General features: G+C 69.1%; 17 protein-coding genes and 2 tRNA genes. 5 read left to right on the top strand and 14 right to left on the bottom strand.

Annotation, left to right across the window (positions count from 1 at the left end; all coding sequences use genetic code 11):
• The first annotated feature begins 1 nt into the window (after position 1).
• Positions 2–628 (top strand): glycosyltransferase family 2 protein, encoded by a 627-nt coding sequence (locus tag B043_RS0110885; RefSeq protein ID WP_018462013.1) that lies wholly within the window; start codon positions 2–4, stop codon positions 626–628.
• Here B043_RS0110885 and B043_RS0110880 read toward each other — a convergent pair.
• The 7 genes from B043_RS0110880 to B043_RS0110850 form a co-directional block, all read right to left on the bottom strand.
• Positions 615–1,133 carry a hypothetical protein gene (locus B043_RS0110880; protein WP_018462012.1) on the bottom strand — a complete coding sequence of 173 codons (519 nt, stop codon included), beginning with the start codon at positions 1,131–1,133 and terminating at the stop codon, positions 615–617. The genes B043_RS0110885 and B043_RS0110880 overlap by 14 nt on opposite strands.
• On the bottom strand, positions 1,130–1,915 hold the full coding sequence (gene proC / locus B043_RS0110875; RefSeq protein WP_016329559.1) for a pyrroline-5-carboxylate reductase: 786 nt from the start codon (positions 1,913–1,915) through the stop codon (positions 1,130–1,132). The genes B043_RS0110880 and proC overlap by 4 nt, the downstream gene beginning before the upstream one ends.
• A 3-nt stretch (positions 1,916–1,918) precedes the next feature.
• Positions 1,919–3,112: an RsmB/NOP family class I SAM-dependent RNA methyltransferase gene (locus tag B043_RS0110870; RefSeq protein WP_018462011.1), complete on the bottom strand. Its 1,194-nt coding sequence runs from the start codon at positions 3,110–3,112 to the stop codon at positions 1,919–1,921.
• Positions 3,109–3,381 carry a stage V sporulation protein S gene (locus tag B043_RS0110865; protein ID WP_014515944.1) on the bottom strand — a complete coding sequence of 91 codons (273 nt, stop codon included), beginning with the start codon at positions 3,379–3,381 and terminating at the stop codon, positions 3,109–3,111. The genes B043_RS0110870 and B043_RS0110865 overlap by 4 nt, the downstream gene beginning before the upstream one ends.
• Before the next feature lie 84 nt (positions 3,382–3,465).
• Positions 3,466–3,936, bottom strand: coding sequence for a transcription elongation factor GreA (gene greA, locus B043_RS0110860; protein WP_016329561.1), 471 nt, complete (start codon positions 3,934–3,936; stop codon positions 3,466–3,468).
• 55 nt (positions 3,937–3,991) lie between these two features.
• A complete protein-coding gene (locus tag B043_RS0110855) occupies positions 3,992–4,723 on the bottom strand; it encodes an aminotransferase class IV (protein ID WP_018462009.1) in 732 nt (243 codons plus the stop codon).
• Complete coding sequence (locus B043_RS0110850) at positions 4,720–6,600, bottom strand: aminodeoxychorismate components I/II (protein ID WP_018462008.1); 1,881 nt, start codon at positions 6,598–6,600, stop codon at positions 4,720–4,722. The genes B043_RS0110855 and B043_RS0110850 overlap by 4 nt, the downstream gene beginning before the upstream one ends.
• On the opposite strand from B043_RS0110850, the gene B043_RS0110845 reads away from it, so the two are divergent.
• Entirely contained in the window at positions 6,599–7,120 is a 522-nt protein-coding gene (locus tag B043_RS0110845; protein ID WP_018462007.1) for a Uma2 family endonuclease, read from the top strand. The two genes, B043_RS0110850 and B043_RS0110845, sit on opposite strands and share 2 nt — an antisense overlap.
• Here the strand turns inward: B043_RS0110845 and metH are convergent.
• Positions 7,117–10,668, bottom strand: coding sequence for a methionine synthase (metH, locus tag B043_RS0110840; protein WP_018462006.1), 3,552 nt, complete (start codon positions 10,666–10,668; stop codon positions 7,117–7,119). The two genes, B043_RS0110845 and metH, sit on opposite strands and share 4 nt — an antisense overlap.
• 42 nt (positions 10,669–10,710) lie before the next feature.
• Here metH and B043_RS0110835 point away from each other — a divergent pair, with 42 nt between their 5' ends.
• A complete protein-coding gene (locus tag B043_RS0110835) occupies positions 10,711–12,249 on the top strand; it encodes a nicotinate phosphoribosyltransferase (RefSeq protein ID WP_018462005.1) in 1,539 nt (512 codons plus the stop codon).
• A 14-nt stretch (positions 12,250–12,263) separates the two neighbouring features.
• Here the strand turns inward: B043_RS0110835 and clpX are convergent, their stop codons facing one another.
• The 6 genes from clpX to B043_RS0110805 all read right to left on the bottom strand — a co-directional run bounded on the left by clpX (position 12,264) and on the right by B043_RS0110805 (position 15,885).
• A complete protein-coding gene (gene clpX, locus B043_RS0110830; RefSeq protein WP_018462004.1) occupies positions 12,264–13,460 on the bottom strand; it encodes an ATP-dependent Clp protease ATP-binding subunit ClpX in 1,197 nt (398 codons plus the stop codon).
• On the bottom strand, positions 13,447–14,031 hold the full coding sequence (gene clpP, locus B043_RS0110825; protein ID WP_016329568.1) for an ATP-dependent Clp endopeptidase proteolytic subunit ClpP: 585 nt from the start codon (positions 14,029–14,031) through the stop codon (positions 13,447–13,449). Before clpP ends, clpX begins: the two co-directional genes overlap by 14 nt.
• A 78-nt stretch (positions 14,032–14,109) precedes the next feature.
• Positions 14,110–15,336 carry a trigger factor gene (tig, locus tag B043_RS0110820; protein WP_169335138.1) on the bottom strand — a complete coding sequence of 409 codons (1,227 nt, stop codon included), beginning with the start codon at positions 15,334–15,336 and terminating at the stop codon, positions 14,110–14,112.
• A gap of 22 nt (positions 15,337–15,358) precedes the next feature.
• A tRNA-Leu gene (locus B043_RS0110815) sits at positions 15,359–15,443 on the bottom strand.
• Positions 15,444–15,495: 52 nt separating this feature from the next.
• Positions 15,496–15,572 (bottom strand) — tRNA-His (locus B043_RS0110810).
• 28 nt (positions 15,573–15,600) lie between these two features.
• Positions 15,601–15,885: a rhodanese-like domain-containing protein gene (locus B043_RS0110805; RefSeq protein WP_016329570.1), complete on the bottom strand. Its 285-nt coding sequence runs from the start codon at positions 15,883–15,885 to the stop codon at positions 15,601–15,603.
• A gap of 118 nt (positions 15,886–16,003) precedes the next feature.
• Between B043_RS0110805 and carB the strand changes: the two genes are divergently transcribed.
• Together carB and B043_RS0110795 are read left to right on the top strand one after the other, a co-directional pair.
• On the top strand, positions 16,004–19,090 hold the full coding sequence (carB, locus tag B043_RS0110800) for a carbamoyl-phosphate synthase large subunit (RefSeq protein ID WP_018462002.1): 3,087 nt from the start codon (positions 16,004–16,006) through the stop codon (positions 19,088–19,090).
• The gene (locus tag B043_RS0110795) at positions 19,087–19,416 is read left to right on the top strand and encodes a cyclic-di-AMP receptor (RefSeq protein ID WP_016329572.1); all 330 of its coding nucleotides are present in this window, start codon (positions 19,087–19,089) and stop codon (positions 19,414–19,416) included. Before carB ends, B043_RS0110795 begins: the two co-directional genes overlap by 4 nt.
• Positions 19,417–19,520: the final 104 nt, after the last annotated feature.

Genomic DNA, 19,520 nt, shown 5'->3' with positions numbered 1-19,520 from the left:
GGTGGAGGCCACGGTCCTCATCCCCGCCTACAACGAGGAGGCCACCATCGCGGAGGTGGTGGAGGTGGCGAAGCGGGCCGGCTTCCCCGTGGTGGTGGCGGACGACGGCTCCAAGGACCGCACGGCCGAAGAGGCGGAGCGGGCGGGGGCGGAGGTGGTGCGCCTCCTCCAGAACCGGGGCAAAGGGGGGGCCCTGGCAGAGGGGCTCAGGCGGGTGAGGACCCCCCTGGTCCTCCTCCTGGACGCGGACCTGGTGGGCCTCCACCCCGAGCACCTGAGGGCCCTCCTCGAGCCCGTGGCCCGGGGAGAGGCGGAGATGACCGTGGGGGTCTTCCAGGGGGGGCGGCCCTCCACGGATCTGGCCATGCGCCTCACCCCCTTCCTCTCGGGGCAAAGGGCCTTACGGACGGAGGCCCTCAAAGGGGTGCCGGGCCTCGAGGGCGCCCGCTACGACCTGGAGCTCCTCCTCACCCGCCACGCCAAGGCCATGGGCTGGCGGGTCCGCTACCTCCCCCTAAGGGGGGTGAGCCAGGTGATGAAGGAGGAGAAGCGGGGCCTCCTTGCCGGCCTCCGCCACCGCCTCCGGATGTACGGGGAAATCCTGCGCTACGCCCTTAAAAAGGGCTAAAGCGGAGGAGCTCCACCCAGGAACCCCCCACGCGGAAGGCCACCACCCCCAGGCCCGGGACCAGGTACACCTCCTTAAGCTCCGTCCCCCCCTTCTCCGTGGTGTAGGCCAGGCGGAGGCGCCAGGCGTTGTAGGCCCCGGCCGCCACCCTGAGGCCCTCCAGGCCCTCCACCCGCCAGGAGAGGGCCACCTTTTGGCCCTGGAAGCGGGCGCTCCCGCTATGGGCCTGGCCGGGGTAGGGGCTTTGGGGGTAGAGGAAAAGGGGCGGGTCAAAGGGGAAGTACCCCTTGAGGAGGCCCACCCCCAGGAGGTAGACCCCCTCGGGGGCCAGGCGGAGCCGGTCCTCCCGGAAGACCTCGCCCCCCCGGATGTAGCGGAGCCGGTACTCCCCTCCCCCAGGGAGGAGCTCCTGCAGGGTGCCGTCGGAGTAGGCGTACCGCCCCCCCTTCTGGGGGAGGGGCTGGGCCAGGGCTAGGGCCAGGAGAAGGAGGAAGAGGCCCCTCACTCCGCCTCCCCCAGCTCGTGCCCCCTCTTGGTGGCCGCCTCCACCGCCTCGTAGAAGGCGGCGCGGAGGGCGCGGGCCTCGAGGGCGTGGAGGCCGTGGATGGTGGTGCCCCCCGGGCTTGCCACCTCGTCCTTGAGCTGGGCGGGGTGGCGGCCCTTTAGGAGCTCCCCCGTGGCCGCCAGGGCCTCCGCCGCCAGGCGCAGGGCCAGGGCCCGGGGCATCCCCATCTTCACCCCCGCGTCCGCCAGGGCCTCGGCCACCAGGGCCAGGTAGGCGGGGGCGGAGGCGGACATGGCGGTGAAGGGGTCAAAGAGGTGCTCGGGGATCTCGTACACGTCCCCCACGGTGGCGAAGAGGGCCCGGGCGAAGTCCAGATCCCCCGCCTCCCGGGCCTCGCGGGTGGCGGTGAGGGCGGTGGAGCTCTCCCCGATCACCGCGGCCAGGTTGGGCATGGTGCGCACCACCCGGCGGTTGTCCAGGCGCCGGGCCAGCACCGCGGTGGAGACCCCGGCCATGATGGAGATGTACCCCACCCCCGGGTGGGCCAGGAGGGGGGCCAGGGGGGGAAAGTCCCGGGGCTGGACGGCGAGGAGGACCCGCTCCGCCTGGGCCAGCTCCTCCGGGCGCAAGGGGCGGAGGCCAAAGGGGGCGGCGAGCTCCTGGCTCCGCTCGTAGGTGCGCCCCAAAACCCCCATCTCCTCGGGGGCCAGGAAACCCTTCTCCAGGATGCCCTTGAGGATGCTCTTCCCGAGCTTCCCCAGGCCCACAAAGGCCAGCCTCATAGGCTAAAGTTTAGCCCGCCGGAGCCGGGCGTAGTAGAACCCGTCCAGCCCCCCCAGGGGGGCCACGTAGACCCCAAGCCCCTCCCGAAGGACGGGGAAGGGGCAAGCGAAGGGCTCGAGGGCAAACTCCGGGTGGTCCTGCAAAAAGGCCCGCACCACCCCTTCCCCCTCCTCCTCCGTGAGGGCGCAGACCGCGTAGACCAAAAGGCCCCCCTCCTCCACCGCGGAGGCCGCGGTTTCCAGAAGGGCCCGTTGCAGGCGGGCCATCTCCTTGGGGTCTTCCGGCGAGAGGCGGTAGCGGAGCTCGGGGTGGGTGCGCAAGGTGCCGGTCCCCGTGCAGGGGGCATCCAGGAGGACCTTGGGGGCCTTTTCCCCTAAGGGCGCCCTAAGGTCCTGGGTGCGGTAGGCCACCTTCAGGCCAAGCCGCTCCGCCGTCTTCCGCCCCGCGGCCTGGCGCTTGGGGTTCAGGTCGTAGGAGACCACCTCCGCCCCCCGGGCCGCCAGGTGGAAGGCCTTGAGCCCCGCCCCCCCGCAGAGGTCCAACACCCTCTCCCCCGGCTGGGCCTCCAGAAGCTTTGCGGCGAAGAGGGAGGCGGGGTTCTGGGGCTGGAGGCCCAGGGCGGGAAAGTCCGCCTTGGGGCCGGGCCAGATGAAGCTCTCCGGCAAGGGGCCAGGGGGTAGCCCCTCCACCTCCCGGTAGGCGGTGACGAAAAGGGGCGCGGGCTCGTTCAGGGCCTCGGCGAAGGAAAGGTCTCCGAAGAAGCCCTCCCAGGCCTTAAGGAGCCACTCGGGAAGGGAAAGCCGCACCCATGGGGGGGCCTCCCGGGGGGCCAGGCGGCGGAGGACGGCGTTCACCAGACCGGCCAGGCGGGGGTGGCGGGCCTTGGCCTCCTCCACCCAGGGGTGGACCCGGGCGTGGTCCGCCTTGCCGAGAAGCCACTCCAACGCCCCTAAGCGGAGAACCCAGCGGATGGCCCGAGGAAGCCCCTCGGGGCGGGAAAGGTGGGGCTCCAAGAGGAAATCCAGAAGGTAAAGCCGCCGGAGGGCCCCGTAGACCAGGTGGGTGGCGTAGGCCTTGTCCCGCTCGGGCCAGGGCAGGCGGTCCAAGACCCGGTCCAGAAGGAGCTGGGCCCTGGCCCCCTCCTCCACCTGAAGGAGGAGGTCCACGGCCAGGGCCCTGGGGGTCTTGGGCTTCAAGACTCCAGGGGGTGGGCCTTGATGCTGAACTTCAGGGCGGTCCGCTCCTCGTTCTCCAGGTCCAGCTTGACGAAGGCGGGCTTCACCACCAGGTCGAGGTTGTCGGGGGCGATGTAGCCCCGGGCGATGGCGATGGCCTTCACCGCCTGGTTCACCGCCTGGGGGCCGATGGCCTGGACCTCCACCTCGCCCTTGGTGCGCAAAAGCGCCGCGATGGCACCGGCCACGGAGTTGGGACGGGACTTGGAAGAGACGCGCAACGTTTCCACTTTGACCTCCTAAAGCTCGGAAGGCCACCCCCTTCGGATGGGCGGCTTCAGTCCCATGCTAGGACAAGGGGCAGGAAAAGGCAACTAGAGGGGTTTGATCTCCAGGATGGTGTAGACCTGGGCCCCCCGCTTGCCCTTGATCTCCACCACGTCCCCCACCTTCTTCCCCAAAAGGGCCTGGCCCAGGGGGGACTCGTCGGAGATCTTGCCGCTGAAGATGTCCGCCTCGTGGCTGCCCACGATGGAGAGGGAAAGCCTTTCCCCGGCTTCCGTTTCCAGCTCCACCTGGCAGCCTAGGGCCACGGTCTCGAAGGTGCCGTTCCCCTCCACCACCACCGCCCGGCTGAGGAGGTCCTCCAGCTGGGCGATGCGGGCCTCGTTCTGCCACATGGCCCGCCGGGCCTCGTCGTAGCCGGCGTTTTCCCGCAGGTCCCCCTCCTCCAGGGCCTGTTCAAAGTCCTGGGAGATCTCCTGCCGCTTGACGGTCTTCAGGTGGTTGAGCTCGTCCTGAAGGCGCTTCAGGCCTTCGGGCGTGAGGTAGACGGGCTTCTTCATCCTTCCCTCCAGGGTAAAAACGGGGACCAGCCCCAGGGGGCCTGGGCTGGCAGCGTTAACCAGTATAACAGCGGGGGCGGAAAGCCTCCAGGAGGGGGAGGAGCTCCTTAGGGGGCGGCCCCACGGAAAGGAGGCCCACCCCGCTTCCCGCAAGGAGGAGGGTGCCCCTAAGCTCCTCTGGGCGGAAGAAGCCCGCCCCCACCTCGAGGCCCAAGGCCCGGGCCTTTTCCGCCACCTTGGCCCGGGTGATGCCCTCGAGGCCCCCCAAAAGCACCCAAAGCCGCCCCGTTTGGTAGAGGAGGGGGCTGGTGCGGCTCCCGTCCACCACGTGCCCCGAGGCGTCCAGGAGGAGCCCCTCAAAGGCCCCCGCCCTTTGGGCCTCGAGGAGGGCCAGGCGGTAGGGGAGGTAGTTCCCCGTCTTGTAGGGGGCTAGGTCGGGGTGGACGCGGTAGGCCGTGGGGTGGACCCGCACCCCCTCCCGGTAGGCCTCCGGGGGGGGAGGGGTGTAGGGCCTGGCCTCGGAGAGCCAGACCCCCTCCCCCACGGTGAGGCGGAGGCGGAGGGCGGGGCCTTGGGGGAGGAGGGCCTTTAGGTCTTCCAGAAAGGCCCTATCCCCGGGGTACGGAAGGCCTAAGGCCTCCGCGTGCCGCATAAGCCTAAAGAGGTGCTCCTCCAGCCAAAGGGGCTCGCCCCCTTCCGCGCGCAGGGTGGTGAAGACGCTCACCCCGTGGTAGAGGAGGCTTTCGGGCAGGGGGCCGTCCCAGGGCGCTCCGTTTAATAGCCTCATCCCACCTCCAGAAACCGGGCCAAAAGCTCCATCCCCCAAGGGGAGAGGATGCTTTCGGGGTGGAACTGGACCCCAAAGGCCACCCCCCCGTCCCAGATGGCCATGGGGAGGCCGTCCTCCGTCCAGGCGAGGAGGCGCACCCCCTCAGGGAGGTTCCTTAGGGCCAGGGAGTGGTAGCGGGCGAAGGGAAGGGGGTTGGGGAAGCCCTGGAAAAGCCCCTCCCCCCCGTGAAAGACGGGGTGGGCCTCCCCGTGAACGGGGGGGGCCTGGAAGAGCTCCGCCCCCAGGGCCACCCCCAGGGCCTGGTGGCCCAGGCAGACCCCGAGGAAGGGCACCCCTTCCCTCAAGGCCAGGCGCGTCCAGTCCAGGACCCGGCCCGAGGTGAAGGGGTCCTTGGGGCCGGGGCCCAGGAGGAGGTGGGTGTGGCCCTGTAGCCTCGGGGCCTCCCTCCCGTCCACCACCTCCACCTCCGCCCCCAGGGCCTTCAGGTAGTCCACCAGGTTGTAGCTGAAGGAGTCCCGGTTCTCCACGAAAAGGACCCGGGCCCCAAGGCGCCTTGGGGGCGAGGGGGGGCGCCAGGCGGCGTGGGGCTTGGGGGGGGCCGGGGGGTGGCCCGGCCTCTCCCCCCTTAGGGCCCGGAGGAGGGCCTCCGCCTTGTGCAGGGTTTCCCGGTACTCCGCCTCGGGCCTCGAGGCGATGACCACCCCCGCCCCCGCGGAGAAGTAGAGGGCCTTCCCCACCCGGTAGAAGGAGCGGATGAGGATGTTGAAGTCCGCCCCCCGGCCCGAAACGTACCCCAGGCTTCCCGTGTAGGCCCCCCGGGGGACGGGCTCGAGGTCGCGGATGGCCTCCATGACCGTGGTCTTGGGGGCCCCGGTGATGGTCCCCCCAGGGAAGAGGGCGGCGAAGGCCTCCCCCAAGGAGGCCCGGGTGTACCCCTCCACCTCCGAGACCAGGTGCATCACGTGGGCGTAGCGCTCCACGGTGAAAAGCTCCCGCACCCGCACCGTGCCCGGCAGGGCCACCCGGGCCAGGTCGTTGCGCAGGAGGTCCACCAGCATGGCGTGCTCCGCCCACTCCTTGGGGGAGGCGAGGAGCTCGGCCTCCAGAAGGAGGTCCTCCCCTTCGTCCTTCCCCCTAGGCCGGGTGCCCGCGATGGGCCGGGCGAGGAGGCGGGCCCCCACCTTCTGGAAAAGCCGCTCCGGGCTCCCCGACACCACCGCCCACCCCTCCCCCTCTATAAGCCCCATGAAGGGGGAGGGGTTCAGGACCCTAAGCCGGGCGTAGAGGGCCAGGGGGTCCAGGGGGGCCTCCACCCGGAAGCGGTGGGAGAGGTTCACCTGGTAGACCACCCCCGCGCGGATTCGCTCCTGCACCTCCTCCACGCCCTTTAGGAAGAGGGGTTCCGGGTAGTCGCTTTCCAGGGTGAGGGGCGGAAAGGGGGGCGGGGCGTAGGGCTTGGGGGAGAGGGGGAAGGAGGGGACCTCCACCAGCCGCCCCTCCAGGAGGGCGTACCCCTCGGGGTAGTAGAGGAAGGCCGCCTCGGGGAGGCCGGGGACGGGGGGGTGGGCGGGAAGGCCCAGGTGGCGGGCGAACTCGTAGGCGAAAAACCCGATCCAGGCGGGGAAAAACCCCTTCCCCAGGCCTCTTTCCAGGTAACGGAAGACCTCCAGGGCCTCCCCCACCCGCCGCCCGTCCAGGTAAAGTCGGCCCTCCCACACCTCCAGAAGGTGGCGGGGCCTAACCCCCAGGAGGCTCAGGCGGCCGAAGGGGGTCCTGGGGCCTAAGGACTCCAAAAGGGCGGGGCGGAGGCCAAGGGCGCGGGCGGCGTGGTAAAGGCCCAGCACAGAGGGGAGTATACTGGGGGCGAAGGCCATGGTCCGGCACCGCTTCACCGTGGAGGCGTACCACAGGGCCTACCAGGCGGGGGCCCTGCCGGAGCGGGTGGAGCTTTTGGCGGGGGAGGTCTACGCCGTGTCGCCGATGGGGAAGAAGCACATCCGGTACCTCATCCACCTCACCAACCTTTTGGCCGAGGCGTTCCGCCACGAGGCCCTGGTGGTCTCCCAAGTGCCCCTTTGGCTCTCCGAGGACTCGGAGCCCGAACCCGACCTGATGCTCCTAAGCCCCCCTCCCGAGCGGTACGACGAAAGACCTCCCAAACCCGAAGACGTCCTCCTCCTGGTGGAGGTCTCCGAAACCACCCTGGTCCAGGACCGTACCCTGAAGCTTCCCCTTTACCAGAAGGCGGGCCTTCCCGAGGTCTGGGTGGTGAACCTCCTGGAAGAGGTCCTGGAGGTCTACGCCTTCCCCCACTACCTCCCGGAGCGCTACGCCAAAGGGGAGAAGGTGGCCCCCAAGGCCTTCCCCACCCGCCCCCTAAAGTGGTGGGTCTAGACGCTGAAGTAGCGGGCCTCGGGGTGGTGGACGATGAGGGCGCTGGTGGAGAACTCTGGATCCAGTTGGAATCCCTCCGTGAGGCGCACGCCGATCTGGGCGAAGCCCAGAAGCCGGTCCAGCTTGGCCTGGTCCTCGAGGTCCGGGCAGGCGGGGTAGCCGAAGGAGTAGCGGGCCCCCCGGTAGCCCAGCTGGAAAAGCTTGCGCACGTCGGTGGCGTCCTGGTCTGCGATGCCCCACATCTGCCGGATGCGCTTGTGCCAGTACTCCGCCAGGGCCTCCGTCATCTCCACGCTGAAGCCGTGGACCAGGAGGTAGTCCTGGTAGGCGCCCCCTTCGTAAAGGGCCCGGGCCTTTTTTGCAGGGCCTTCCCCCATGGTGACGATCTGGAGCGCCAGCACGTCCCGCGCCCCCTGGGCGTAGGCGGGAAGCCAGCCCTCCTCGTCCCCCAAGGGGGGGGCGAAGCGGGGGCGGAAGTAGTCCACCAGGGAAAGCCCCCCGCCCTTCTGCCGGGGGAAACGGAAGCGCTCCAGGACCTCCCCCGTCTCCGGGCTGAAGACCCAAAGCTCCTCCCCCTCCCGGGCCGCGGGGAAGAAGCCGTAGCGCACCCTGGGGGCAAGCCAGCCCTCCTCCTGGGCTTCCTTTAGGAGGCGGCGGAAGTGGGGCTCCGCCTCCCGCTCCACCAGGGCCTGCCACTCCTCCCGGGAAAGCCCTTTCCGGCTGTACCCCCACTGCCCCCGGTAGAGGGCCAGCTTGTTCACGTAGTGGGCGATGGTGTAAAGGTCCAGGCCCTCTTCCTGCCGCACCCCGAAGAAGGGGGGCCTGGGGACCGAAGGGGGCTCCCCCACGGGCTTGGCCCGGACCTCCACCCTGGGGGCCTCCTTAGGGGGCCTTGGGGCCGCGCGGCGGGTGAGCTCGGGGGGCGCGTGGCCCGTGAGCTCCTCCATGAGCCTAAGGCCTTCAAAGGCGTCCTCGGCGTAGTAGACGTTGGGGTAGATGCGCTTTAGGTCCTCCTCCACGAAGGCCCGGGTGAGGGCCGCCCCGCCCAGGATCACGGGCAGGGTGTACCCCCTCTCCGCCATGTACTCCAGGTTTTCCTTCATCACCTGGGTGCTCTTCACCAAAAGGCCCGACATGCCAAGGGCGTGGGGCTTGTGCTCCTCCACCGCCTTCAGCATCTCCTCAATGGGTACCTTGATGCCCAGGTTCACCACCCGGTAGCCGTTGTTGGTGAGGATGATGTCCACCAGGTTCTTGCCGATGTCGTGCACATCCCCCTTCACCGTGGCCAGGACCATGACGCCCTTCCCCGCGCCCCTCTTCTCCATGTGGGGCTCCAGGTGGGCCACGGCCCGCTTCATCACCTCCGCCGCCTGGAGGACGAAGGGAAGTTGCATCTTCCCCGCCCCGAAAAGCTCCCCCACCTCCTTCATCCCCGCGAGGAGGGGCCCGTTGATGAGGTCCAAGGGCTTGTGCCCTTCCCTTAGGGCCTCGTCCAGATCGGCCTCGAGGCCCACCTTCCGCCCCTCCACGATGCGCCGCTTGAGCCTTTCCAGAAGGGGAAGGGCCAGGAAGGCGTCCTCCCGCTTGGCGGGGTCCTCCTGGTGGGCCTCAAAGTAGGCCATGAAGGCGAGGAGCGGGTCGTAGCCGGGCCGCCTCCGGTCGTAGATGAGGTCCAGGGCCAGGGCGTAGGCCTCCTCGGGGATCTCGTGGATGGGGAGGATCTTCCCCGCGTCCACGATGGCCGCGGTGAGGCCCCGCTTCCTGGCCTCGTCCAGGAAGACGGAGTTCAGGACGCGGCGGGCCCTGGGCTTAAGCCCGAAGGAGACGTTGGAAACCCCGAGGACAAACCCCACCCCGGGCAGGCGCCCGGCAAGCTCCTCTATGGCCTCCAGGGTCTCCCGGGCCAGGGGGCGGCTCTCCTCGTCCCCTTGGGTGATGGGGAAGGTGAGGAGGTCAAAGAGGAGGTCCTCGGGGCGGAGGCCGTGGTGCTCTGTGAGGCGCTGGTACATGCGGAGGGCCACCTCCACCTTGCGGGCGCGGGTCTTGGCCATCCCCTCCTCGTCAATGGCCAGGGCCACCAGGGCCGCCCCGTGGGCCTTGGCCAGGGAGGCCACCCGGTCAAAGCGGGGTAGGCCGTCCTCCAGGTTGGCGGAGTTCAGGAGGACCCGGCCCGGGAGGTGATGGAGGGCGAGCTCCATGGCCTCCGGGGAGGTGGAGTCCACCATGAGGGGCACGGTGACCGCGGTGGCCAGGTGGGGCAGGAGCCAGCGGAGGTCTTCAAGCTCGTCCCGGCCCGTCCAGGCCACGGAGAGGTCCAGGGCGTGGGCCCCTTCCGCCACCTGCTCCCGGGCCAGGGCCAGGATGCCCTCCAAATCCCCCGCAAAGAGCATCTCCCGGAAGCGCTTGCTCCCCGTGGCGTTCAGCCTTTCCCCGATGAGGAAGAGGCTCGCCTCCTGCCTCAGGGGCACCGCCTGGTACAAGGAGGCCACCTGGGGGGGGAAGGCGGGGGGCCTTTTGGGGGCGGGGAGGCCCCGCACCGCTTCCGCCAGGGCCCGGATGTGCTGGGGCCCCGTGCCGCAGCACCCCCCCACGGCGTTCACCCCGTAGTCCACCACGAACTTCCTCTGCCAACGGGCCAGCTCCTCGGGGGTGAGGTCGTAGACCACCCTTCCCCCCTCGTTCCGGGGCAGGCCCGCGTTGGGCAGGCAGGAGACGAAGCGGGTGCTGTGCTCGGCAAAATAGCGGATCTTGCTGTCCATGAGGTCGGGGCCGGTGGCGCAGTTCATCCCCACCACGTCGATGGGGAGGCTTTCCAAGGCGGCCAGGGCCGCGGCCTCGTCCGTGCCCACCAGCATGGTGCCCGTGGCCTCCATGGTCACCTGCACCTGGAGGGGCACCTCCCGCCCCACCTCGGCCATGGCCTCCCGCACCGCCAGAACGGCGCAGCGCACCTGGAGGATATCCTGGGCCGTCTCCAGGAGGATGAGGTCCACCCCCCCGAGAAGGAGGCCCCGGGCGGCCTCCTTGTAGGCGGCGTAGAGCTCTTCCCAGGTGATCTGCCCCAAGGAGATGAGCTTGGTCCCAGGGCCCAAGGCCCCCGCCACGAAGGCCCCGTAGGGCCGGGCCACCTCCTTGGCGAGCTCCGCCCCCCGCCGGGCGAGCTCCTCCGCCCGCGCCTCGAGGCCGTACTCCGCCAGCACGTGGCGGAGCGCCCCGAAGGTGTTGGTCTCTATCACCTCCGCGCCGGCCTCGAGGTAGGCCCGGTGGATGGCCTGCACCACCTCGGGCCGGGTGGCGTTCAGGATCTCGGGGCAGCCGAAGTAGGCCTCCCCCCCGTAGTCCTCCGGGGTGAGGTCCAGCTTCTGAAGCTCCGTGCCCATGGCCCCGTCAAAGACCAGGACCCGCTCGGAAAGGGCCTTGAGGTAAGGAAACTTCCGGGCCCGGGCCTCCTTGTTGTAGCCCAGCCGGACCAAAGGGGCCTCCCCCCACCCCGCCCCCCCGTGGAGGTGGCGGCACCCCGGGCTGCAGGCGTGGACCTCCACCATATCCCGCTAGTGTAGCCAAAAGGGAGGGGCTATGCTAGCCCCATGGACCCCTTTGGCATCCTCTACACCGACCTCTACCAGCTCACCATGGGGCAGGTGTACTTCCGCCTGGGCCTGCACGAGAAGGAGGCCCTTTTTGAGGCCTTCTACCGCAAAAACCCCGACTACGGGGCCCACCAGGCGGGCTACACCGTCTTCGCCGGGCTGGACCCCCTCCTTTCCTGGATGGAGGAGGTCCGCTTCGGGGAGGAGGAGCTTGCCGCCCTAAGGGCTCTGAAAAGCCGCTCGGGGAAGCCCCTCTTTGACGAGGACTACCTCCGCTACCTCAAGGCCATGGGGGGGTTCTCCGGCCTCCGGGTGCGGGCCCTCCCCGAGGGCCGGGTGGCCCACCCCCAGGTGCCCCTCCTCAGCGTGGAAGGCCCCCTCCTCCAGGCCCAGCTCCTGGAAACCGCCCTCTTAAACCGCATCAACTACGAGACCCTCATCGCCACCAAGGCCAGCCGCGTCCGGGAGGCCGCGGGGGAGGCCCTGGTCCTGGAGTTCGGCCTCCGCCGGGCCCCGGCCAAAGGGGGGGAGAGCGCCACCCGGGCGAGCCTCATCGGGGGGGCGGACCGCACCAGCGCGGTCTCCCTCTCCCACCTCCTGGGCCTTCCCCCCTCGGGCACCCACGCCCACAGCCTGGTCCAGGCCTTCCTGGCCTTGGGCTACACGGAGGAGGACGCCTTCCGGGCCTTCGCCGAGGTCTTCCCCAACGACACCGTCCTCCTCCTGGACACCGTGGACACCCTCCGCTCCGGCCTGCCCCACGCCATCAAGGTCTTTGAGGAGCTGAGGCGGAAAGGGCACCGGCCCGTGGGGGTGCGGATCGACTCCGGGGACCTGGCCTATTTGGCCATCCAGGTGGCCCGTGAGCTGGACAAAGCGGGCTTCCCCGAAGCCCTCATCGTGCTCTCGGGGGATCTGGACGAGCTCGTCATCTGGCAGATCAAAAGCCAGATCCTGGAGGAGGCCCCCCGCTACGGGGTGGAGCCGGAAGCCCTCCTCAAGCGCCTGGTCTACGGGGTAGGGACCAAGATGGTGGTCTCCTGGGGAGCCCCCGCCCTGGGGGGGGTTTACAAGCTGGTGGCCATCCGGGAGGACGGCCGCTGGGCCCCGGCCATCAAGATCTCGGACTCCCTGGAGAAGGTCCTAAACCCCGGGCACAAGAAGGTCTTCCGGGTCTACGACCACAGGGGCCTCGCCACCGCGGACCTCCTCACCACCCACGAGGAGGAGCCGGATCCCAGGAAGCCCCTCACCCTCCGCCACCCCACGGACGCCACCAAGCACCGCACCCTCCAGCCGGGAAGCTTCGCCCTCGAGCCCCTTCTGGAGGAGGTCTTCCGGGGGAAGAGGCTCTTTCCCCCCTTGCCCCTCGAGGTCCTAAAGGAAAGGCGCCGGAAGGACGTGGAGCGGCTGGACCCGGGGGTGAGGCGGCTCGTAAACCCCCACCTCTACCACGTCTCCTTGAGCGAGCGCCTCTTCGCCCTGAAAGAAGCCCTCATCCAAAGGCTGGAAGGGGGGCATGCGGGCATACCCTAAAGGGGACTGGGGCCTTAAGAGGCCTGGCGGAGCCTGGCCTCCTCCAGGGCCTTCAGGGGGTTGTCCAGGTGGGGGAGGTCAAAGACGATCTCCCTCACCCCGCTCCCCGGGGCCTCAAACATGAGGTCCACCATGGACTTCTCCAGGATGGCCCTAAGGCCCCTGGCCCCCGTACCCCGCTTGAGGGCCCGGCGGGCCACCTCCTTGAGGGCGGCCTGGGTGAAGCGGAGCTCAATCCCCTCCATGCGGAAAAGCTCCTGGTACTGCCGCACCAGGGCGTTTTTGGGCTCGGTGAGGATGCGCACCAGGTCGTCCTCTCCCAGGGGGTGGAGCTGGACGATCAGGGGGGCCCGGCCCACGAACTCGGGGATGAGGCCGAACTTCACCAGGTCCTCGGGGATGACCTCCGGGGATTCCTCCCGCTCCACCGCGCCTTTGGTGAAGCCGATGGCCGTCTTCCCCACCCGCGCCTTCACGATGTTCTCCAGGCCCTCAAAGGCCCCCCCCAGGATGAAGAGGATGTTCTTGGTGTTCACGGGGATGAACTCCTGGTGGGGGTGCTTGCGCCCCCCCTGGGGCGGGACGTTGGCGATGGTGCCCTCGATGATCTTGAGAAGGGCCTGCTGGACCCCTTCCCCGGAGACGTCCCGGGTGAGGGAGGGGTTTTCCGATTTGCGGGCGATCTTGTCGATCTCGTCGATGTAGACGATGCCCATCTCCGCCCGCTCCACGTCAAAGTCGGCGTTCTGGAGGAGGCGCAGGATGACGTTCTCCACGTCCTCCCCCACGTACCCCGCCTCGGTCAGGGTGGTGGCGTCGGCGATGGCGAAGGGCACGTCCAGGAAGCGGGCCAGGGTTTCCGCCAGGAGGGTCTTGCCCGTGCCCGTGGGCCCGATGAGGAGGATGTTGGACTTGCCGATCTCCGCCTCGGGGTGGAGGAGGCGCTTGTAGTGGTTGTAGACCGCCACGGAAAGGGCCCGCTTGGCCGCCTCCTGCCCCACCACGTACTGGTCCAGGTGGGCCTTGATCTCCTGGGGCCGGGCCAGGCGGAGGGCGGGCCGCTCCCCCTTGGGGTTCTGCTTCAGGAACTCGTGGGCCTTCTCCACGCAGTCCTCGCAGATGTAGACCTCCTCCACCGGGCTTTCCAGAAGCCGGCCCGTCTCCGGCGGGCGCAGGCCGCAGAAGCTGCAGTAGGCCCTATGCCTCTTCACGGGTCACCACCTGGTCAATGAGGCCGTACTCCAGGGCTTCCTTGGCCGAGAGGTAGTAGTCCCGGTCCGTGTCCCGCTCCACCTTCTCCAGGGGCTGGCCGGTGTGCTTGGCCAGGATCTCGTTGAGGAGCTTCTTGGCCTTGAGGATCTCCTGGGCCTGGATGGCGATGTCGCTGGCCGTGCCCCGGGCTCCCCCCCAGGGCTGGTGGATCATGACCTTGGCGTGGGGCAGGGCGTAGCGCCGCCCCTTTTCCCCTGCGGCCAGGATCACCGCGGCCATGCTGGCCGCCATGCCGATGACGATGGTGGAAACCGGGGCCCGCACGAACTGCATGGTGTCGTAGATGGCCAGGCCCGCGTCCACCTCCCCCCCAGGGGAGTTGATGTAGAGGCGGATCTCCTGGTTGGGGTTTTGCGCGTCCAGGAAGAGGAGCTGGGCCACCACGGTGTTGGCCACCTGGGCGTCTATGGGGGTGCCCAGGAAGATGATGCGGTCCTTGAGGAGGCGGGAGTAGATGTCGTAGACCCGCTCCCCGCGGGCGGTCTGCTCTATGACGTAGGGGATCACCATACCGTTCCCTATTGTAGCCGAGAAGGGGAAGGAAAACCCCCCCTGGCCCACGAAGGGCCTGGGGGGAGGCCAGGGGGCCTAGCCCAGCTGGGCCAAGGCCTCCCGCACCGCCTTGTCCTGGAGGTAGGAGGCCTTGAGGCGCTCCAGGCCCCGCTCGCCCAGCTGCTGGCGAAGCTCCTTTAGGGAAAGCCCGTAGGCCCGGGCCACGCTCTGGAGGTAGGCCTGCCACTCCTCCTCGGTGACCTGGGGGCGGAGCTCCTCCGCGAGCTTTTCCTTGGCCAGGGCCCGGCGCACCCGCTTTTGGGCCTCCTGGCGCAGGTCCTCCCGGAACTTCTCCAGCTCGCCCTTCTCCTCCAAAGCCTTGAGGTAGGCCTCGAGGGCGATTCCTTCCCGGTGGAGGTCCTCCGCCAGGTGCTCCAGGAGGTGCCGCTCCTCGGCCTGGAGCATGGAGGGGGGGATGTCCGCCTCCAGGCCCTCCGCGAGCTTCTCCAGGAAGGCCCGCTCCCGGGCGGCCTGGTACTCGGCCTCCGCCTGGCGCTTGAGGCTTTCTCGCACCCGGGCCCTCAGGTCCTCGAGGCTTTCCGCCTCCAGGGTCTTGGCGAACTCCTCGTCCAGCTCGGGGACCTGGAGGGTCTTGACCTCCAGGATCTCCGTCCTCACCTCCCGGACCTTTTCCCCCTTCTCGTTCAGGACGGGCACCTGGACCACGTCCCCCGCCTTCTTGCCGAGGAGGGCCTCCCGCACATGGGGCAGGGCCTTGGAGAGGTCAATGGGGAACTCCGCCCCCTCCTCCGTGCGCACGAAGACGTGGTCCCCCTCCTCCGCCCCCCGGTCCACGGGAACGAGCTCCGCGTAGCGCTGGCGGAGCTCCTCCAGGGCCTTTTCCACCATCTCCTCGGTGACCTCAACGGGGGCCACCTCCAGGGTAAAGCTCCGCCAGTCGGGGAGGCGCACCTCGGGGTAGTTCTCCACCTCGGCCACGTAGACGAAGGGCGACCCCTCCTCCAAGGAGGCCTCCACCACCCGGGCGCTCACGGGCAGGAGGCCGAGCTCCCGCACCGCCTCGGGGTAGGTCTCGTCCACCAGGCGCTCCTTGAGGTCCTCCAGGAGCTCCTGCCGGCCCAAACGGGCCTCCACCACCTTCAGGGGGGCCTTGCCGGGGCGGAAGCCGGGGATCCGCACCCGCCCGGCCACCTCCTTCAACAGGGCCTCATAGCTCTGGGCCACCCGCTCCGCGGGCACCTCCACCCGGACCTTCACCAGATAACCGGAACGCTCCAGGATCTCCGCCACGCGCCACCTCACAAGGCTGGGGGCCTCGCCCTTGTGGTGCGAGGAGCGGGACTTGAACCCGCACGGGTTGCCCCACCGGATCCTAAGTCCGGCGCGTCTACCGGTTCCGCCATCCTCGCGTAGGGGGCGAGGCCCCCCTTTAAAATACCACCCCTTTCGGGGTGGCCAGGTTGGGGTGAGCGATGGGACTTGAACCCACGACCCCCGGTTCCACAGACCGGTGCTCTAACCAGCTGAGCTACGCTCACCACGCTCAGCATCCGCCATTCTAAGGGCCTACTCTGCCTTCGTCAAGGCCTCGAGGCCCCCCTCCAGGCTCATGGCCTCGTACCCCTCCGCCTCCAAAAAGAGCGCGGCCACCTGGCTGATGAGGCCCCTCTCGCACACCAGGAGGAGGGGCACCTTGGGGAGGCCATGCTCCCCCTTCTGGATCTTCTCCAGGGGCACCCACTCCGCGGGGAAAGGCAGAGGGGTTTTTCGCCTATCCGCTGGACGGACGTCCACCACCTTCACCCCCCCCTCCAGGAGGGCGGGAAGCTCCTCGGGACGGACCCGGCGCATGGCCTCACTATACCCCGAAGGGCTCGGGAAAGGTATGCACCCTTATGCGTAAAGTTGCAGGTGAGCGGGTTCTGGAGAAGCGGGGCTTTTCGTGGTATCCTTGGCCCTTGGGTGCGCGATGCCGCCTAGGAGAGACCTGAAAAAAATCCTCATCATCGGCTCGGGGCCCATCACCATCGGCCAGGCCGCGGAGTTTGACTACTCCGGCACCCAGGCCCTGAAGGCCCTCCGGGGGGTGGGGTACCGGGTGGTCCTGGTGAACTCCAACCCCGCCACCATCATGACCGACCCGGACCTGGCCGAGGCCACCTACATTGAGCCCCTGAGCCTGGAGTACCTGGAGGGGATCATCGCCAAGGAGGCCCCGGACGCCCTCCTCCCCACCCTGGGGGGGCAGACCGCCCTCAACCTCTCCATGGCCCTCCACGAGGAGGGGATCCTGGAGCGCTACGGGGTGGAGCTCATCGGGGCCAAGGCCGAGGCCATCAAAAAGGGGGAGGACCGGGAGGAGTTCCAGAAGGCCATGCGCAAGATCGGCCTCGAGGTGCCCCGGGGGAAGATGGTCTCCTCCCTGGAGGAGGGCCTGGCCTTCGCCCAGGAGGTGGGCTACCCGGTGGTGGTCCGCCCCTCCTTCACCCTGGGGGGCACGGGGGGCGGGATCGCCCGGAGCGAGGCGGAGCTGAGGGAGGTCTTGGGCCGGGGGCTAAGGCTTTCCCCCGTCCACACCGCCCTTGTGGAGGAGTCCGTCCTGGGGTGGAAGGAGTTTGAGCTGGAGGTGATGCGGGACCACGCGGACACGGTGGTCATCATCACCAGCATTGAGAACGTTGACCCCATGGGGGTCCACACCGGGGACTCCATCACCGTGGCCCCCGCCCAGACCCTTTCCGACGTGGAGTACCAGAGGATGCGGGACGCCGCCCGGGCCATCATCCGGGAGATCGGGGTGGACACCGGGGGGTCCAACATCCAGTTCGCCGTGGACCCCAGGACGGGGCGGCAGGTGGTCATCGAGATGAACCCCCGGGTCTCCCGCTCCTCGGCCCTGGCCTCCAAGGCCACGGGCTTCCCCATCGCCAAGATCGCCGCCCTCCTTGCGGTGGGCTACCGGCTGGACGAGCTTCCCAACGACATCACCCGCAAGACCCCGGCCTCCTTTGAACCCACCATCGACTACGTGGTGGTGAAGATCCCCCGCTTCGCCTTTGAGAAGTTCAAAGACCTCCCCAACACCCAAGGGGGGCTTAAGGACGAGCTCGGCACCCAGATGAAGTCCGTGGGGGAGGTCATGGCCATGGGGCGCACCTTCAAGGAAGCCCTCATGAAGGCCTTAAGGGGCCTGGAGCGGGACGTGCGGGCCCTGGCCGGGGTGCGGACGGAGGAGCTGGAGAGGAAGCTCTACCCCAACCCCGACCGGATCTACGCGGTCTTTGAGCTCCTAAGGCGGGGGATGAGCGTGGAGGAGCTTCACCAGGCCACCCGCATTGACCCCTGGTTCCTCCACCAGGTGAAGGAGATCGTGGAGGCGGAGGAGTGGCTAAGGGGCCACCCCCCAAGGGACCGGGAGGACTGGCGCTTCTACAAGGGCTTAGGGCTTTCCGATGCCCGCATGGGGGAGCTCCTTGGGCGGAAGGAAGGGGAGGTGCGGGCGGAGCGGAAGGCGCAGGGGGTGGCCCCCGTCTACAAGACCGTGGACACCTGCGCCGCGGAGTTTGAGGCCTACACCCCCTACCACTACTCCACCTACGAGCTGGAGGACGAGGTCTGGCCCTCCAAGAAGCCCAAGGTGGTCATCCTGGGCTCGGGGCCCATCCGCATCGGCCAGGGGGTGGAGTTTGACTACGCCACGGTGCACGCGGTCTGGGCCCTGAAGGAGGCGGGGTACGAGACCATCATGGTGAACTCCAACCCCGAGACCGTCTCCACGGACTACGACACCGCGGACCGCCTCTACTTTGAGCCCCTCACCCTGGAGGACGTGCTCAACCTGGTGGAGCACGAAAGGCCCCTGGGGGTCATCGCCACCCTGGGGGGGCAGACCCCCTTGAAGCTCGCCAAGGGGCTGGAGGAGGCGGGGGTTAAGCTCCTAGGCACCCCCTTCTCCGCCATCCACAAGGCGGAGGACCGGGCGGAGTTCAACCGGCTCTGCCAGGCGCTCGGCATCCCCCAGCCCGAGGGCCGGGTGGCGGAGGGCCCGGAGGAGGCCCTGAGGCTTGCGGAGGAGGTGGGCTACCCCCTCCTGGTGCGCCCCTCCTACGTCCTGGGGGGGCGGGCCATGCGGGTGGTGCGGGGCCCGGAGGAACTTAAGGCCTACCTGGAGGAGGTCTACGCCCCCTTGGTGGAGCGGCCCTCCCTCCTCCTGGACCGGTACCTGGAAGGGGCCATTGAGCTGGACGTGGACGCCCTTTCCGACGGGGAGGAGGTCATGGTGGCGGGGATCATGGAGCACGTGGAGCGGGCGGGGGTCCACTCCGGGGACTCGGCCACCGTGCTCCCCCCCGTGCACCTCTCCCAGGAGGCGCTGGAGAGGGTGCGGGCCTACACGAGGAGGCTGGCCCTGGCCCTGGGGGTGAAGGGGCTTTTGAACGTCCAGTACGCGGTGCTGGGGGAGGAGGTGTACATCCTCGAGGCCAACCCGCGGGCGAGCCGCACCGTGCCCTTCGTGTCCAAGGCCATCGGGGTGCCCCTGGCCAAGCTGGCGGCCCTCATCGCCGTGGGCAAGACCCTCAGGGCGCTGGGGGTGCGGGACCTGGACCCCGTCCCCCCCTACTACGCGGTGAAGGAGGTGGTCATCCCCTGGCTCAAGTTCCCGGGGGTCATCCCGGTCCTGGGCCCGGAGATGCGCTCCACGGGGGAGAGCATGGGCATAGACGAGAACCCCTACCTGGCCTACTACAAGGCGGAGCTGGGCGCGGGGCAGCGGCTACCCCTAAGGGGCCGGGTCCGCTTCATCGGGGAGGGCCTCGAGGAGCTCAAGGCGCTTTACCGGGAGGCGGGGTTTGAGCTTTCCGAGGAAGAATACGACCTCCTCATCGCCACCCTCCCCCACCCCGAGCTGAGGCGGGCGGTGGAGCGGGGCCTCCCCTTCATCACCACCAAGGAGGGGGCCTGGTGGAGCCTGAAGGCCATCCTTGCGGCCCGGGAAGCCCCCTTAAAGGTCCAACCCCTCCAGGCCTGGCACGGGGTGTACAATAAGGCCCAATGAAGCTCATCGTGGCCATCGTGCAGGACACGGATGCCCCCGGGCTCACCAAGGCCCTTTTGGAGCGGGGCCTCCAGTCCACCAAGCTGGCCTCCACCGGGGGCTTCCTGCGGGAGGGGAACACCACCCTCCTCATCGGCCTCGAGGACGACCGGGTGGAGGAGGCCTTGGAGATCATCCGGGAGAAGTGCCGCACCCGCACCCGGCTCGTCACCCGGGGCCTCCCCCTCTCCGAAGCCCCCGACCCCTTCCTGGCCCAGCCGGTGGAGGTCCAGGTGGGGGGGGCGGTGGTCTTCGTCCTGCCGGTGGAGGGGTTTTTCAAGGTGTAGGGGGAGCCGGGAAGCGCCGGTTCAGGGCTGGCGTCCGGAAGGAATCCTCCGGGAGCCTACCCGCCCACAAGGAGACCGCCGTGGGCACCCTGCGGCAGGCGGGG

Origin of the sequence: Thermus oshimai DSM 12092, assembly GCF_000373145.1 — a bacterium.
In the GTDB taxonomy this organism is placed as follows: domain Bacteria; phylum Deinococcota; class Deinococci; order Deinococcales; family Thermaceae; genus Thermus; species Thermus oshimai.
Note: the sequence above shows the minus strand (reverse complement) of the source record. Positions and strands in the feature narration are given on the sequence as shown.